We start from the raw sequence: 16,380 nt of genomic DNA, 5'->3' as shown, positions 1-16,380 counted from the left end.
TTAAATGTTTAATAAGAAGTGTTATTTAACTTCTTTACCTGCTGCCTGTTGATCAGCATGGTAGCTTGAGCGAACAAACGGGCCACATGCAGCATGTGTGAAGCCAATTTCGTCAGCATAAGCTTTTAAACCATCAAACTCGGCTGGTGGCACGTAGCGTTTAACCGGTAAGTGGTGCTTTGAAGGCTGTAAGTATTGACCTACCGTGAGCATATCTACGTTATGTTCACGTAAATCGCGTAATACTTCTTCAATCTCACTGATTTCTTCGCCTAGACCGACCATTAGGCCAGACTTTGTTTTCACTTCTGGGTGCGCTTCTTTAAAGCGACGAAGTAGCTCTAATGACCATTTATAATCAGCCCCCGGACGCGCTAGTTTGTATAATCGTGGTGCCGTTTCTAAGTTGTGGTTGAACACATCTGGCGGCGTTTCAATTAAGATATCAAGCGCTCTGTCCATACGGCCACGAAAATCAGGTACTAGAATTTCAATGGTGATATTTGGGTTATGCTTACGAATTTCACGAATACAGTCAGCAAAGTGTTGTGCACCGCCATCACGTAGGTCATCACGGTCAACAGACGTAATAACAACATAGCTTAACTTCATATCTTTAATCGTTAGAGCTAGTTTTTCTGGCTCTGCCGCATCAGGCTTTAATGGACGCCCATGCGCAACATCACAAAACGGGCAGCGACGCGTACAAATTGCACCAAGAATCATAAAGGTTGCTGTACCGTGATTAAAGCATTCTGATAGGTTAGGGCACGATGCTTCTTCACACACAGAGTGTAAGCCGTGTTTACGCATGGCACTTTTAATACCATCAATACGCTCTGTTGATTTTGGCAAACGAATTTTAAGCCATTCTGGCTTACGTAACATTTCGTTCTTTTCTGTTGGTAAAACTTTCACTGGGATCAGCGCCATTTTCTCAGCATCACGCAGTTTTACGCCTGGTTCCATTTTGACTGGTTTATTCATTCGTTTTCAAACCCTTCAGTGTGCTTAACCACAGTAGCATTAAGCTTTTTAATCATGTGTTTAATAAGCCCTGAACCTGCTTGCTCTAGGTTCTGTGGGCCATTGAGATCGGTTGTCTGCACCATGTTCATACCAGCATAACCGCATGGATTGATACGTAAAAATGGGCTTAGGTCCATATTTACATTCAGTGCTAAACCATGGAAAGAGCAGCCGCGACGAACGCGTAAGCCTAACGATGCAACTTTACTGTCGTTAACATAAACGCCAGGTGCATCCGCCTTTGCATAGGCTTCAATATCATAATCTTTAAGTGTATCGATAATACACTCTTCCAACCAAGTGACGAGTTCACGAACGCCAATATTTAAACGGCGAAGGTTAAACAGCACGTACATCATTTGTTGACCCGGTCCGTGATAGGTCACTTGACCACCTCGGTCTACTTGAATCACTTCAATATCACCGGTGTTTAAAAGGTGCTCTGCCTTACCTGCCTGACCCTGTGTAAAAACAGGTTCGTGTTCCACAAGCCAAATTTCATCAGCTGTGTGCTCATCGCGGGTATCGGTAAATGATTGCATTTTTTGCCAAATTGGCATGTAACGCTGTCGCCCTAATTGGCGAACGATTAATTCTCTCTCGCTCACGACTTACTCCGTAATCAGTCTATAGCATATGACGTACGTCATCGATGTTGCTGATCACGTTATAGATTTCTTCGATGTGCTCTTTGCTTGTTACCGTAGCAACAAGTGTGACTGACTCATAATTCCCTTTACTGCTTGGTTTGATCTTAGGTGCGTAATCGCCCGGTGCAATGGGTTGCAGCTTTTCTAGGATCTGATCTGTCAGATTTACATTAGCTAAGCCCATGATTTTAAATGTGAATGGGCAAGGGAAATCTAAATACTCGTCAAACTTAGTATCTTTTACAGGTTGAACCACGACGGTGACTCCTCAAACAATGGTCTGCTTAATAGACGTTTTCTTTGCCATTTCTTGGCGTTAAGCAAACTGGATTACGACGCACTCGACCCAGCGCGACTGATATGGGGCGCATTCTATCATTTTTCAGGCAAAAAAAAACGCCTTGCAGTGCAAGGCGTTTATAATCTTTTTTACGGGTTTACATTATTTGTAAACGTAAGTAATCGTAAATTTTGCTAAAGAAGCTACCTTCTTCCACTTCTTCTAAGGTAACAAGTGGATATTGCGCAATTTCTTCACCTTCAAGCTGTAAGAAAAGTGTGCCTACTTTAGTGCCTTTCGCCAGTGGGGCTTCTAAGGTTTTATCAAGCTCAAAGTTCGCTTTTAAGTTTTTACGTTGACCGCGTGGGATAGTAATGGGTGTATCTTCTAAAATACCTAACGATACGTTTTCTTTATTACCCATCCAAATACGTTGCTCTGCAAAACTGTCACCTGCTTTATAGGGTGTGATTGTTTCGAAGAAACGGAAACCGTAGTTAAGTAGTTTTTTACTTTCTACCTTACGTGCACGCTCGCTTTCAGTTCCCATTACAACTGCAATTAAACGCATATCATCTTTGGTTGCTGAGGTAACTAAGCTATAACCCGCTTCTGAGGTATGGCCTGTTTTAATTCCGTCTACGTTTAAGCTCTCATCCCATAACAATGAGTTACGGTTGTATTGTTTAATGCCGTTATAAGTAAATGATTTTTTTGCATAAACTTCATATTCATCAGGTACGTCACGGATAAGTGCAGCGCCTAGTGTTGCCATATCACGTGGCGTGGTAAAGTGCTCGTTGGTATCTAAACCATGGCTATTAACAAAGTGACTGTTGCTCATGCCTAGTTTTTCAGCATGGGCATTCATTAAATCAGCAAATGCACTTTCGCTGCCTGCAATGTGCTCTGCCATTGCTACGCACGCATCATTTCCTGATTGGATTATGATACCGTGGTTAAGATCATCAACACTGATTTGTTTACCCACTTCGATAAACATTTTTGATGACTCTGGAAAGTTCTTTGCCCATGCTTTTTCGCTCACTGTTACCATATCGGTCGGTGAGATATTACCTGCTTTAATTTCTGTACCAATGACATAACTGGTCATCATTTTGGTCAGACTTGCTGGTGCTAGTTTTGTATCAGCTTCGCCTTCGGCAATTACTTTTCCTGTGGTGAAATCAACCAAAAAGTAACCTTTAGCATTAACTTGAGGTGGGGCGGGGATGATTTGGGCTGTTGCAGAAAATACGCTAGCAGTGCAAACAAGGCCACAAACGCCACTTAAGATTTTATATTTTATAGATTTCATCGTACTCATTAATGGTTGAAGTTAAACATGTCGCGTTAACCCATTCTAAAGGTCTTACTCACTGTAAAGCAAGAACGCGTTCTGAAATTGGTTTTGTTTTAATTTATCTAAAACGGATTGTGCTTCTGCAGCATCTTTAATTGGCCCTAGACGCAGACGATAGATCCCGTCTTTTTCAACAATGTTTGTTGGCACATGGTATTGCTGGCGAAGTTGAAACGCGAGCGCTTCGACATTAGAAAGAGTACTTCCCGCTGCAACCTGTATGTAACTTAAACGAGGGGCAGAATTTGCAAGTGTAATGGCTTCAACCTTAACACGGGCTGTACCTTGACGATAGTAGCCAAGCTTATATGCTGCAGAATAAGATAAATCGATCAGTCTATCGTCATGAAAAGGGCCGCGATCATTAACACGTACAATCACTGATTTGCCGTTATCTAAATTCGTGACGCGAGCAAAACTTGGCAGCGGCAGTGTTTTGTGAGCTGCAGTCATGGCAAACATATCGTATATTTCGCCGTTCGAAGTGTGGTAGTTGTGAAATTTTCGACCATACCAAGAAGCGATGCCTTCTTCTGAGTAGCCCGTTTCATCTAGCATGGGCGTGTAGCGCTTTCCTCTCACCTCGTAGGAGCGGCTTGCACTGGCGCTTTTGATAACAGCAGTGACCACAGCATCTTGCATTTCAAGCTCTGTCGGTGTTCGCAGTGGCGCTGCATCATGCTGCATTGCATAGCGCCCTTGTTGTGACGACGGTGAGCTACATGCGCTGAGCACAACACAGATAAGCGCGATTAAAAGGGCATTTATTAAGTGGGTCATTATTTTAACAGCATCCTTTTATCGGTGGCGATAGACATAATAATGCCAAATCCAGCCATCAGGGTCACCATAGAAGTCCCCCCGTAACTAATTAAGGGTAAGGGGACACCAACGACAGGTAATAGGCCAGAAACCATTCCTATATTCACAAACACATAGACAAAGAAAGTCAGGGTTAAGGCTCCAGCGAGTAGTTTACCAAATGCGTCTTGTGCATTTACGGCAATGTACAAGCCACGACCAATAATAAATAAATACATGCACAGCAGTAAGCAAACACCAAATAGACCAAATTCTTCACTGAGTACCGAAAAGATAAAGTCAGTATGGCGTTCGGGTAAAAACTCAAGTTGCGATTGGGTCCCTTGCAACCAGCCTTTACCTTCAATTCCCCCGGAACCAATGGCTATTTTTGATTGAATAATGTGATAACCCGAGCCTAAAGGATCACTTTCAGGGTCTAAAAAGGTGAGTACTCGCTGACGTTGATAGTCATGCATTCCGTAATGCCAAAATGGCCATGCAGCGAGTGCAACAACGGCTGAGAAAAAGCCAATTAAGCGCCAGCTTAAGCCTGATAAAAACAACACAAATATACCTGAACTGGCAATTAAGATTGACGTTCCTAGGTCTGGTTGTTCTTTAATTAAAATGGTCGGCACCATCACAATTACAAAACCAATGATTAAATGAATCGCGCGTGGTGGCAGGTGATTACGGCCAATGTACCAGGCAACCATCATTGGCACGGCTATTTTCATTAATTCGGAAGGCTGGAAACGCGTGATACCTAAATTAAGCCAACGTTGCGCGCCTTTGGAACTGACACCAAAGAACAACACGCCAACGAGCATTAATAAGCCCAAGCAATACAGAGGAATGACCATGCTTTTTAAGGTATTCGGTGAAAACTGCGCCAGAATAAACATGCCCAGTACAGCACCAAACATACGTGTAGCATGGCGGATCATCATTGCAGAATCTTGACCACTGGCACTGTATACAATAGCAAGGCTTGCGACCATCATGAGCATGAGCGCAATCAGCAAAGGTACATCAAGATGGAGGCGCTGCCAAATCGAGCGTTTTTTATTTAATGGGATCATGGCGCATCACTTTGAGCAAGTTTTATAGGGTTAGCAGAAAAGTAGTAATCCATTAATTGGCGCGCAATTGGCGCACCAACAGTACTTCCCCCACCGGTATTTTCGACGACCACCGACACCACAATTTGTGGGTCATTATAAGGGGCAAAGCCAACATATATTGCGTTATCTCGTTGGCGTTCTTTGAGTGATTCTGCATCATATCGCTCGCCTTGAGCAATACTGACTACCTGCGCCGTTCCGGTTTTACCGGCTGGGTCATAGGTTGCACCTTTAAACGCTTTGTGTGCTGTACCGGTTACTTTATGCACTGTGTTGTGCATTGCATCGAGGGCTATTTGCCAATGATGTGGGTTTTTAAGTTGTACAGGGGGCTTTTCATCATTATTGATTTGCGTTACTTCGTTTTCTTTTTTGGCTACTTGCACAAGGTGAGGTGGATGATCAATGCCTTTATTAACCAAAATGTTAGTTGCATTGGCTATTTGCATCGGGGTCGCGGTCCAATAACCTTGTCCGATACCCACCGAGATTGTATCGCCTCGCCACCATGATTCTCTGAAACGGGCTTCTTTCCATTCTTTAGATGGCATAATTGCCGTTGTTTCTTCATGAATATCAATACCAGAGAGCTCGCCAAAGCCAAATTGAGTCATAAAGTCACTGATTTTAGTGATGCCTAGTCGGTAGGCAACATCGTAAAAGTAGGTATCACATGACTCCTCAATCGCTTTGTAAACATCGACATGACCATGGCCCCAACGTCTCCAGTCACGCCATTTGTGTTCAACATTCGGAATTTGGAAAAAGCCCGGATCCCACATCTGTGTTTGTTCTGTTACCAAACCTTCTTCGAGGGCTAAAATGGCCATATGGGGCTTAACCGTCGATGCCGGAGCATAGCGACCCTGCGTAGTACGGTTAATAAGTGGGCGGTCTGGATTTAATAATTCTTTGTAGTTTTTACTGCTAATGCCATGCACAAATAAGTTTGGGTCATAACTTGGGTTTGAATACATTGCCAGCACGCCCCCATCTTTTGCATCAAGCACGACCACTGCGCCACGCATGTCTTTTAAGGCATGCTGGGCTATTTGTTGCAAGCCAATGTCCAAGGTTAACACTAAGTCATGGCCCGGCTCTGGCGGAGTCAGACTGAGAGTACGGATAACGCGACCACGGTTGTTTACTTCAACGCGTTGTGAGCCAACAACACCGTGTAGTAACTCTTCATAGTATTTTTCGATACCAAGCTTACCAATGTCATGAGTGGCGCGGTAATTCGTTGCTTGGTCTTCGGCTTCAAGTTTAGTGAGTTCTTTTTTGTTTAGCTTGGCAACATAACCTAAGGCATGAGTGAGTGTATCGCCATACGGGTAATAGCGTGCTAAACGCGCTTCAATACTGAACCCTGGAAATTTATGTTGGTTTACTGAAAACGTGGCTACTTCGGTTTCGTTTAACCGTGCTTTAAGCACTTGGCTTTTAAAGCGGCGATTATGTTTTATATCGTCTAAAAAGTCGGCTTTTTGTTGTTCGCTTATCGTAATTAGTTGCTCAACAGCAGCCAGTGCTTTGTCAAGATCATCAACTTCTTCAGGAATGACTTCAAGGTTGTAAACGGGTTTGTTCTCGGCAAGTAACACCCCATTTCTGTCGTAAATCAGGCCTCTATTAGGCGCAATTGGTATTACTTTTATGCGGTTGTCGTTTGAACGTGTTTGATAGTCTTGGTGATCAATAACCTGAATGTTATATAAATTTGATAACAAGACACCAATAAGCAGGGTAACAAACACAAAACCCACAAATGCTCGACGGGCAAATAAATTTGCTTCAGCCGAGTGGTCTCGAATGGTGGGTCTGTGTTTTCGCATGGGCTTTACTACTCGCGATGATAAGGGTGGTTGTTATTTAAGCTCCAGCCACGATAAAGGCTTTCAGCAACAATAATACGCACCAACGGATGCGGTAGCGTTAGGTTCGATAAAGACCATTTTTGCTCAGAGGCTGCTATACACTCAGGTGCAAGCCCTTCAGGACCGCCAATCAGTAGGCTGACATCTCGGCCATCAAGCTGCCATTTTTCCATACTTTTAGCGAGCTGATGCGTATCCATCGGCTTACCGGTTACTTCAAGTGTAACAATGCGGTTTCCTTTGGGGATAGCCGCCAATGTCTTTTCACCTTCAAGTTGTAAAATACGTTTGATATCCGCATTTTTACCACGCTTTCCTGCTGGGATTTCAATGAGTTCTAACGGCATATCACGCGGAAACCGGCGTTGATATTCCGTAAACCCTTTTTCTACCCATGCTGGCATTTTCGTGCCAACGGCAATCAATTGTATCTTCAAAATGCTTTACCTATGTCCTTGCTAAGGGTTAACCCCAAAGTTTTTCTAGATCATAGAAGTCGCGAGTTTGGTCTTGCATTACATGCACAACCACATCACCGAGGTCTACCAGTACCCATTCACCTTCATTTTGGCCTTCGTAGCCAAGTGGCTCTTCACCAGCATGGCGTGCTTCTTTCGCGACATGATCAGCAATAGACTGAACGTGGCGTTTAGAATTACCTGAACACACCACCATGTAGTCAGTAATGTCAGATTTTCCACGAACATCAAGTTGTACCACGTCACGGGCTTTCATATCGTCGACTTTATCAAGGGCAAATGCGAGTAGTTGTTTAGAATCCAAAGTGTTTTCTCAAAAGTAAATAATCGTAATGTGTTATTTTATCACGCAGATAGTATTTATTCATCTGTTTGGTAAAGATGATGCTGCGCAATGTATTGACTGACGCTAGCGGGTAAAAGTTCCGCGGCCTGATCATTTAAATATAATTGTTTTCGAATCTGACTCGATGCAGCATCTACTTGTAAGCCATTTAAAAAGAATAACTTGCCAGCAGGTGATTGTTTTAGTTGCGCGAGTTTGTCAGTCAACGCATCGGCTTTGTAAGCGGCCAGTTCACCCTCAACATGGCATATTTGGCCAGGGCGCTGATACACCACGATATGACACAGTGTGACTATTTCTTGCCATTGATACCATTTATCTAAGTTATTAAACGAATCCATGCCGATTAAAAACAGAATAGGGGCGGTCGGGTGTTCGCTGCGAAGCTCTTTTAAGCTCAGTAATGAATACGATGCACCGCTGCGGTTAAGCTCTCTGTAGTCGATGGCAAATTGCGGGTTAGACGCTATCGCAAGCTTGAGCATATTAATCCGATGCTCGTCGCTTATCCCCGGTTTTGCTTTATGAGCGGGGATAGCGCAAGGCATAAAATAGAGGGTATTCAATTGGCACTGTTTAACACACTGTTCAGCCATATTTAAATGACCTAAGTGAATGGGATCAAACGTGCCACCGAAAATAGCAATCATCAGTTACGACTCTCAGTCAGAATGTGGATGACAAGGTAAGGGGATTGATAACGGCTGACAAAACACTAAACAAATATGAGTCAACGCTTGATAAGGGGCAATTAAGTTACCTTGTTTGTAAGCGGCATCAAATTGAGCGAGTTGTTTAATTATTTGCTCAAGTACTTTGCTGTTTAAACGATTCAGCGCGTGTTGGATTGTCGCTTGTTGATTCTTCCAAATATTAAACTGCTTGTATAAGTCAGTCATATTGGCGCCCGTTAGTCTGGCATGCTGCATAGCAAGTAGGTTGCTGGCTTCTTTATTAATAGCCCAAAAAATACTCATGGCTTCGGTATTATCCGCAGCGAGTTTGGTCATGACTTTGACTGCTTGCTCAGCGTGACCTTTGAGTAATGCATCGCTCAAATCGAAAATATCAAACTTTGATTGATTGAGCAGCCCTTGCATCACGGCTTGTTGGTCAACTAAGTCACTGCCATAAAGCAGTGAGAGCTTTTCAAGCTCTTGATGACACGCAAGCAGGTTGCCTTCAGTTGCTTCTATGAGGCTTTGCTTAGCATTGTTATGCAGGTTTAAATTTAAACGATAACATTGCTCATCTAACCAGCGGGTTAGGTGATTGCCTGTTAGCGGATAACAAGGCACAAAGATGCCTTGTTTATCGAGTGCTTTAAACCAAGCGCTACGCTGGATATCTTGGCTGGCTTTGGCGCCTTTTAACACTAAAATAGTGTCATCATTGACCAGCTCAGTAAGCTGTTTAAATATTTGACTGCCCGTGGTGCCCGGTTTTTGCTCGTTTAAATCAAATTCAATCAGGGTGCGTGCACTGAACAGTGACATACTTTGATATTGAGCAATAATCTCTTGCCAATCAAAGCCCTGCATCAATGTGAATTTGATGACTTCGTCAAAACCGTGCTGTTTAGCTGCTTGACGTATCTGTGATACGCATTCCGCTATTTGGTAGGGCTCCTCACCAAACACCATGTAGAAAGGGGCGAGGCCTTTTTTTAGTTGGCTGGTGAGTTGATTCGCATAACAACGCATTACAGTTGCGATAACTCTCTAACAATACGGCGGCTTGCTTGCTTTCTGATTTCACTCAGCAGCAGCTCAAGTTCTTTGGCTTTTGCAAGTGCGTTATCAGGATCGTCTTGGTAGTTACGATACAGCTCAAAACGTTGGTTAACCGCTTCTTGGCCTGGTCGTTTAAGGGTGTAACTGACACTATAAGCAAGCTCATATTCTGCGACCTGACCGTTATCAAATAACGACAATATTTGTCGCTCTAAGCGGTCTTTGTGAATAGTGAGCTCAGGCGTTGAACTGTCGCCGTGGTCAAATTCTACTTTACTTGCTATTAGCTCTTTTTCGACTAACTCGAACAGGGTTGATTTTTCGTCATCACCAACCAGCGAGATCACCTTTAAGTCATCCGGTAAGTTAGAGGCTTTCTTTAAATGAAAGCCACAGCTTGTTACCAGTAAACAGACTAGCACTAAAGCTAGTCTGTTTTTCAGTGCATGAAGCGCTGCCATCTTAGTTAGCAACCACATTCAGAAGCTTGCCTGGTACGTAAATTACTTTACGGATTGTCACGCCGTCTGTGAATTTAGTCACATTATCTTCTGCGAAGGCGAGGGCTTCAACTTGCTCTTTAGTGGCATCTGCTGGCACTGTTAACTTAGCACGAAGCTTGCCGTTAACTTGTACGATGATTAGCTTTTCATCTTCAACAAGTGCCGACTCATCCACGGTTGGCCAAGAAGCATCTAAGATGTCACCTTCTTTGCCAAGGTCTTGCCATAGTTGATGACACATGTGCGGCGTAATAGGTGCAAGCATGATAAGTAATGCTTCAAGCGCTTCGTTTGCTATCGCGACATCTTGTTTATCAGCAAGTGGCGCTTTTAATAACTTGTTTGAAAGTTCCATAATGGCAGCAATTGCTGTGTTGAACGTTTGACGGCGCTCAACATCATCGGTCACTTTTGCAATGGCTTTATGAAGCTCACGACGAAGTACTTTTTGATCGTTGCTTAAAGCAGCTTTATCAAGTGCTTGATAACCTACGGTTTCAACATCGACTGCGTATTTCCAAACACGTTTTAAGAAACGCATTGCGCCTTCTACACCTGAATCAGACCATTCAAGAGTTTGCTCTGGAGGTGCTGTGAACATCATGAATAAACGCACCGTATCGGCACCGTATTCGGCAATAACTTGTTGTGGGTCGATACCGTTGTTTTTCGATTTCGACATTTTACTCATGCCTGCAGAGAATACCGGCTCACCATCTACTTTATGCCATGCTTTTGTCACACGACCTTTTTCGTCAGTTTCAGTTTGTACGTCGGTTGGTGATATCCACACATCACCGCCTTTCTCATCTTTACGATAGAACGTTTCTGCTAATACCATGCCTTGGCACAGCAAACGCTCGAATGGCTCGTCAGAGTTAACTAAGCCAAAATCACGTAATAGTTTGTGGAAAAAGCGAGAGTAAAGTAAGTGTAAAATCGCATGCTCAATACCACCGATGTATTGGTTTACAGGTAACCAGTAGTTTGCAGCGCCAGGCTCAATCATTCCTTCGTCAAAACGAGGGCTACAGTAACGTGCGTAGTACCACGATGATTCCATAAAGGTATCGAATGTATCAGTTTCGTGAAATGCAGGTACGCCATTTACGGTTGTTTTAGCCCATTCAGGATCCGCTTTGATTGGCGATGTAACACCATTCATAACCACATCTTCAGGTAAGCGTACTGGTAACATGTCTTCAGTAGCGGCAATCTCTTGGCCATTTTCGTCGCTTAACATAGGGATTGGAGAACCCCAATAACGCTGACGGCTCACGCCCCAATCACGTAAACGGAAGTTTACTTTACGCTCACCAACGCCCAGTGCTTCTAACTTGTCTGCTACCGCATTAAATGCTGCATCAAACTCTAGACCATCAAACTCACCTGAGTTTACTAACACGCCTTTTTCTGTGAAAGCTTGATTTGCAAGGTCAACCGTATCTTCGCTGCCAGCTGCAGGTGCAATAACTTGCGTAATTTCTAGGCCGTAAGTACTTGCAAACTCGTAGTCACGTTGGTCATGCGCAGGCACCGCCATTACCGCACCTGAACCATAGTCCATCAGTACAAAGTTAGCGACCCAAATAGGGACTTGCTTGCCTGTTAATGGATGGATTGCGTAAAAGCCAGTTGCAATGCCTTTTTTGTCCATGGTTGCCATGTCGGCTTCAGCAACTTTGGTGTTTTTACACTCATCAACAAACATCGCAACAGCATCGCTATTTTTAGCCGCTTCTTGTGCAATTGGGTGACCGGCTGCTACAGCAACGTAAGTCACACCCATAAAGGTATCTGGGCGTGTTGTGTAAACACGGAATGTGTCATCGTTGTCGGCACGTTTGAATTCAATTTCTAAGCCTTCAGAACGACCAATCCAATTGCGTTGCATGGTTTTAACTTGCTCAGGCCAGTGATCAAGTTTATCTAAATCATCTAAAAGCTCTTGAGCATAATCAGTGATTTTGATGAACCATTGTGGAATTTCTTTTTGCTCAACAATCGCACCTGAACGCCAGCCACGACCATCGATTACTTGCTCGTTGGCAAGCACTGTTTGGTCAACTGGATCCCAGTTTACTGTTGACATCTTTTTGTATACTAAGCCTTTTTCATACAGCTTAGTGAAGAACCATTGTTCCCATTTGTAGTACTCTGGGTGGCACGTCGCGATTTCGCGATCCCAGTCATAACCAAAGCCTAATTGCTTTAATTGGTTACGCATGTAGTCAATGTTTTCGTATGTCCATTTAGCCGGTGCCGTATTATTTTTAATTGCGGCATTTTCAGCTGGAAGACCAAACGCATCCCAACCCATAGGTTGCATTACGTTTTTACCTTGCAAGCGTTGGAAACGTGATACTACGTCACCAATAGTGTAGTTACGAACGTGACCCATATGCAGTCGGCCGCTTGGGTATGGGAACATTGATAAGCAGTAATACTTTTCTTTGCTCTCATCTTCAGTGACTTTAAATACTTGGTTTTCATCCCAGTAGGCTTGTACTTTTGACTCTATGTCTTGCGGGTTATATTGCTCTTGCATCTACGATTCCAGACTTCTTGCAAATTGATAAAAAATTGTCGCTAAGGATAACCCAAAATACAGGCTAATCACAGCGGCAAATAAGGGCTTTTCCGAAATTATCACTTTCAGGGCAGGTTAACCTATACTCAACTATAGTAAGTACTGATTTTTCATCACTTTTGAAGGAGTAAACGATGGCAGATTATAAAACATGGCTCAGCGATTTAAGTGCATGGCTTAAAGATGTAAAAGACCACGAGTTGAAGGAGGCAATGGAGAAGTTTGTTGAATCTGAGCAGGCACTTAAAGATCTAGGAAAAGAAAAACTTGAGCTGTATCGCGACTACCTTAAACGCGATATTGATCACATCAAAGAAAACGATAAACATTATGACTCCTTAGCGTGGCTTGAACTAAAAGAGTCGCTTTGGTACGAGTTATCGCACATCGAAGACAAAACCCAGTTAGAATGGCAGGCCCTAAATCAAGATTTTAAGCACAATGGTGTCTATCATCAGGGAGAATGGATAGCCATGGGCACATTAGTATGTAAAAATTGCCAACATAGTTACGATGTTTACCATGCTACTCAAATTACCCCTTGTACTGAATGCGGTGGTATTTACTTTAGCCGTAAGGCATTACAACCTTAATCTGTAACGCAAGCAAAAGCTGGGCGTTACCCATAATGCCCAGTTAATCCTGGGAAATAAGAAGTTAGAATGACAAAAAAACTAATCCCATTGCCAGTCTCTACCTTAGCGCCAGAAATTGCCGCCAGTCATGTTGCTACATGCATGAATAATCCATACCCAGAGGCTTTAACGTTTATTGGCCAACAACGTGCTCAAAGTGCGCTCGATTTTTCATTAGGTATGGAGCTACCTGGTTACAATGTTTATGTTATGGGTGAGGCTGCACTGGGTCGTTTTACCTTAGTGAAAGACAAGCTAACAGCCCATTCAAAAGGCCGCCCAACGCCTAATGAGTGGCTGTATGTCAATAATTACGACGACCACCGCGAGCCTATCGCGCTGTTTATGCAAGCTGGGCAAAGCAAGCAGCTTGCAGATGATATTGATTCATTTATTGATGAAGTGCTTGATACATTCCCTGCTGCATTCGATAACCCAGGTTATCAGCGTAAGAAGAAATCAATAGACCGTGAATTCACCGATACTTACGATGCAGCTATAACCGCAGTAGAAATTGCCGCGCTTGAGCAAAGTGTAGCGCTTATCGAAGAAAATGGCGTGGTGGGGTTTGCACCATTGGTTAATGGTAAGCAATTAAGCGACAGTGAGTTTGCGGCACTCGAAGAGCCATTGCGTATTGAATTTTATGACGTGATTGAAAAGCTCGAAGATGCGTTAATCGAAGCGCTGATTGAGTTACCGCGTTGGAAACGTGAATCATCTGAAAAACTGCGTAATCTTAAAAAATCAACGGCTGAGTTAGCGACCAAGCCACTTATTAAAGCGCTTGAGCACAAATATGCAACGCATATTGGCGTGCTGCGTTATTTAAAAGACATACGTGAAGAAATCATTGATGCGGTGCTGGAGTGGCTCGACGATGATGACAACGACGAAAACAAAGAAGATTTTGACCGCAAGGGCATGTTAACCGACTTTTTCGCACCCAATATTTTAGTCGAATTTAAAGAAGGGGATGCAGCGCCTGTTGTTTACGAGCCTAACCCAACGTTTGGCAATATTTTTGGCAAAATTGAATACGCGACATCGCAGGGCTCGCTCATAACCAGTTATCGCTCAATTCAGCCGGGTGCACTGCACCGTGCTAATGGCGGTTACTTGATTATGGACGCTGAAAAAGTAATGGCGAATCCACAAGTGTGGGATGGCCTAAAACTGTCTTTAAAAACGCATCAAATTAAGAACGACTTACCATATCAAGACAGTTCAGTGGGGAGCAGTTTTACTTTACGTCCACAGCTTATTCCGCTGGATGTAAAAATTGTGCTGCTGGGTTCACGTGATTTGTATTACACCATTGGTGAGTACGATGAAGAGTTTGCTGAGCTGTTTCGTGTGCTTGCTGACTTTGATTATTACTTACCAAGCAGCGATAAGCTGCAGTACCAGTTTATTACCAAAGTGACTGAATACTGTGAGAAAACCTTAAATTGTACTGCAAACGAAGCGGCAATGGCACGTTTACTCAAGTTTAGTTATCGCCAAGCTGAGCATCAAAATAAGCTGTCTGCACGTTTTGCAGATGTTCTTGAGTTGGTGGCCGAAGCCAGTTTTTATGCCAAGCAAGATGGACATACACTGATTGATGCGCACCACATTGATGAAGCCATTCTTGGTAAACAGTACCGTACTGGGCAAATTTCAGAAACCATGCTTAGCGATATTAAAGAGGGGCAGATCCTCATTGCTACCGAAGGTCAGGCTGTGGGTAAAGTAAACGGCTTAACGGTGCTGCATATCGGTGATACATCGTTTGGTACGCCTGCACGTATTACTGCCACGGTTTATGCCGGTGCTGATGGGGTCATTGACGTTGAGCGTGAGGCCGAGCTGGGTAAAGCAATTCACTCAAAAGGGGTGATGCTACTAACCGGCTACTTAGGTAACAAATATGCGCAGCAATTTAGTTTAACGCTCAGTGCTAATATCGCGATTGAACAGAGTTACGGTTATATCGACGGTGATAGTGCGTCACTGGCCGAGCTCTGTGCGCTTATCTCGGCAATAACCAACTTACCTATTAGCCAGTCAATTGCGCTTACAGGCTCAATTAACCAACATGGTGACGTGCAATCTATTGGTGGTGTTAACGAGAAAATCGAAGGCTTCTTTAAACTCTGTAAAATGCGTGGCTTAACGGGCGAGCAAGGCGTGATCATTCCAAAGTCAAACCAAGTGAACCTGGTGCTTGATGATGAAGTGCTCGACGCCGTTGAAAAAGGCCGCTTTAATATTTATGCCGTTGAAACAGTAGACCAGGCGTTAAGTCTATTAATGGACAAAGACGCGGGTGAAATGACGGAGCAGGGCTATCAAGACGGCTCTATTAATGCCTTGGCATTAGCCCGACTTGCAAATATTGCCGATATTGTTAATGGCGATAATGATGATGAAAAGGAAGCGGAATGATTAACTTAATTCTTTTATTGGTCATAGGTGTATTTTGTTTTTTGATTTTTAAAAATAGCAAAAAAGCGAAATTACAAGCACTTGAAAATGAAACGTTGGCCGCTGATTTTTTAGCGACAAATGGTAAAGCTGATGATATTCATGAAACAGCATCTGGGCTGCAATACAAAATTGAGCACAGCGCGGGTAATGAAGCTAAGCCACATACTAGCAGTAAGGTGAAAGTGCATTACCATGGTACGCTCATGGATGGCAGTGTATTTGACAGTTCAGTCGTACGCAATTCGCCAATTAGCTTTGGTTTAAACCAAGTGATTGCCGGCTGGACTGAAGGCTTACAGCTAATGAGCGAAGGCGATAAGTTCACCTTTTATATCCCGCCACAGCTTGCCTATGGGCGTAAACGTGTTGGTAGCATTCCGCCAAGCTCGTTACTAATATTTGAGGTTGAACTTCTTAAGATTGAATCGTAAGCGTCAGCCAAACGACAAAAAAGAAAGGGCTTCATAAATGGAGCCCTTTTTTTGATTTAATTCC

The 16,380-nt window shown here is 43.5% G+C and carries 16 protein-coding genes; 3 read left to right on the top strand and 13 right to left on the bottom strand.

Going from position 1 to position 16,380, the window contains the following annotated elements:
* Window positions 1-21: 21 nt before the first annotated feature.
* The 13 genes from lipA to leuS all read right to left on the bottom strand — a co-directional run bounded on the left by lipA (window position 22) and on the right by leuS (window position 12,736).
* Entirely contained in the window at window positions 22-987 is a 966-nt protein-coding gene (lipA, locus tag LPA49_RS01330; protein ID WP_036967331.1) for a lipoyl synthase, read from the bottom strand.
* Window positions 984-1,637 (bottom strand): lipoyl(octanoyl) transferase LipB, encoded by a 654-nt coding sequence (lipB, locus tag LPA49_RS01325; RefSeq protein WP_036967333.1) that lies wholly within the window; start codon window positions 1,635-1,637, stop codon window positions 984-986. The genes lipA and lipB overlap by 4 nt, the downstream gene beginning before the upstream one ends.
* Window positions 1,638-1,656: 19 nt before the next feature.
* Entirely contained in the window at window positions 1,657-1,935 is a 279-nt protein-coding gene (ybeD, locus tag LPA49_RS01320; RefSeq protein WP_036967336.1) for a DUF493 family protein YbeD, read from the bottom strand.
* Between the two features lie 181 nt (window positions 1,936-2,116).
* Window positions 2,117-3,277: a serine hydrolase gene (locus LPA49_RS01315; protein WP_036967339.1), complete on the bottom strand. Its 1,161-nt coding sequence runs from the start codon at window positions 3,275-3,277 to the stop codon at window positions 2,117-2,119.
* A 54-nt stretch (window positions 3,278-3,331) separates the two neighbouring features.
* Window positions 3,332-4,102 carry a septal ring lytic transglycosylase RlpA family protein gene (locus LPA49_RS01310; protein WP_180310939.1) on the bottom strand — a complete coding sequence of 257 codons (771 nt, stop codon included), beginning with the start codon at window positions 4,100-4,102 and terminating at the stop codon, window positions 3,332-3,334.
* Window positions 4,102-5,208, bottom strand: a complete 1,107-nt coding sequence (rodA, locus tag LPA49_RS01305; protein ID WP_036967346.1) for a rod shape-determining protein RodA — start codon at window positions 5,206-5,208, stop codon at window positions 4,102-4,104. The genes LPA49_RS01310 and rodA overlap by 1 nt, the downstream gene beginning before the upstream one ends.
* Entirely contained in the window at window positions 5,205-7,085 is a 1,881-nt protein-coding gene (mrdA, locus tag LPA49_RS01300) for a penicillin-binding protein 2 (RefSeq protein WP_036967349.1), read from the bottom strand. Before mrdA ends, rodA begins: the two co-directional genes overlap by 4 nt.
* Window positions 7,086-7,093: 8 nt before the next feature.
* Window positions 7,094-7,564, bottom strand: coding sequence for a 23S rRNA (pseudouridine(1915)-N(3))-methyltransferase RlmH (gene rlmH, locus LPA49_RS01295; protein WP_180310938.1), 471 nt, complete (start codon window positions 7,562-7,564; stop codon window positions 7,094-7,096).
* A gap of 28 nt (window positions 7,565-7,592) precedes the next feature.
* Window positions 7,593-7,910 carry a ribosome silencing factor gene (gene rsfS / locus LPA49_RS01290; RefSeq protein WP_036967352.1) on the bottom strand — a complete coding sequence of 106 codons (318 nt, stop codon included), beginning with the start codon at window positions 7,908-7,910 and terminating at the stop codon, window positions 7,593-7,595.
* Window positions 7,911-7,966: 56 nt separating this feature from the next.
* A complete protein-coding gene (gene nadD / locus LPA49_RS01285) occupies window positions 7,967-8,602 on the bottom strand; it encodes a nicotinate-nucleotide adenylyltransferase (RefSeq protein WP_036967354.1) in 636 nt (211 codons plus the stop codon).
* 12 nt (window positions 8,603-8,614) lie between these two features.
* Entirely contained in the window at window positions 8,615-9,655 is a 1,041-nt protein-coding gene (holA, locus tag LPA49_RS01280; RefSeq protein WP_065978079.1) for a DNA polymerase III subunit delta, read from the bottom strand.
* Window positions 9,655-10,146, bottom strand: a complete 492-nt coding sequence (gene lptE, locus LPA49_RS01275; protein WP_065978078.1) for an LPS assembly lipoprotein LptE — start codon at window positions 10,144-10,146, stop codon at window positions 9,655-9,657. The genes holA and lptE overlap by 1 nt, the downstream gene beginning before the upstream one ends.
* 1 nt (window position 10,147) lies before the next feature.
* Complete coding sequence (gene leuS, locus LPA49_RS01270) at window positions 10,148-12,736, bottom strand: leucine--tRNA ligase (RefSeq protein ID WP_075593703.1); 2,589 nt, start codon at window positions 12,734-12,736, stop codon at window positions 10,148-10,150.
* A gap of 176 nt (window positions 12,737-12,912) precedes the next feature.
* Here leuS and LPA49_RS01265 point away from each other — a divergent pair, with 176 nt between their 5' ends.
* From LPA49_RS01265 to LPA49_RS01255, 3 genes are all read left to right on the top strand, one after another.
* Entirely contained in the window at window positions 12,913-13,371 is a 459-nt protein-coding gene (locus LPA49_RS01265) for a zinc ribbon-containing protein (RefSeq protein WP_074989684.1), read from the top strand.
* A 69-nt stretch (window positions 13,372-13,440) separates the two neighbouring features.
* The gene (locus LPA49_RS01260) at window positions 13,441-15,843 is read left to right on the top strand and encodes a Lon protease family protein (RefSeq protein ID WP_065978076.1); all 2,403 of its coding nucleotides are present in this window, start codon (window positions 13,441-13,443) and stop codon (window positions 15,841-15,843) included.
* The gene (locus LPA49_RS01255; protein WP_230235257.1) at window positions 15,840-16,316 is read left to right on the top strand and encodes an FKBP-type peptidyl-prolyl cis-trans isomerase; all 477 of its coding nucleotides are present in this window, start codon (window positions 15,840-15,842) and stop codon (window positions 16,314-16,316) included. Before LPA49_RS01260 ends, LPA49_RS01255 begins: the two co-directional genes overlap by 4 nt.
* Window positions 16,317-16,380: the final 64 nt, after the last annotated feature.

The sequence above is a fragment of the Pseudoalteromonas sp. MB41 genome (assembly GCF_020966275.1).
GTDB classification, from domain to species: Bacteria; Pseudomonadota; Gammaproteobacteria; order Enterobacterales; family Alteromonadaceae; genus Pseudoalteromonas; species Pseudoalteromonas lipolytica.
This window is presented reverse-complemented; position numbering and strand designations above follow the sequence as displayed.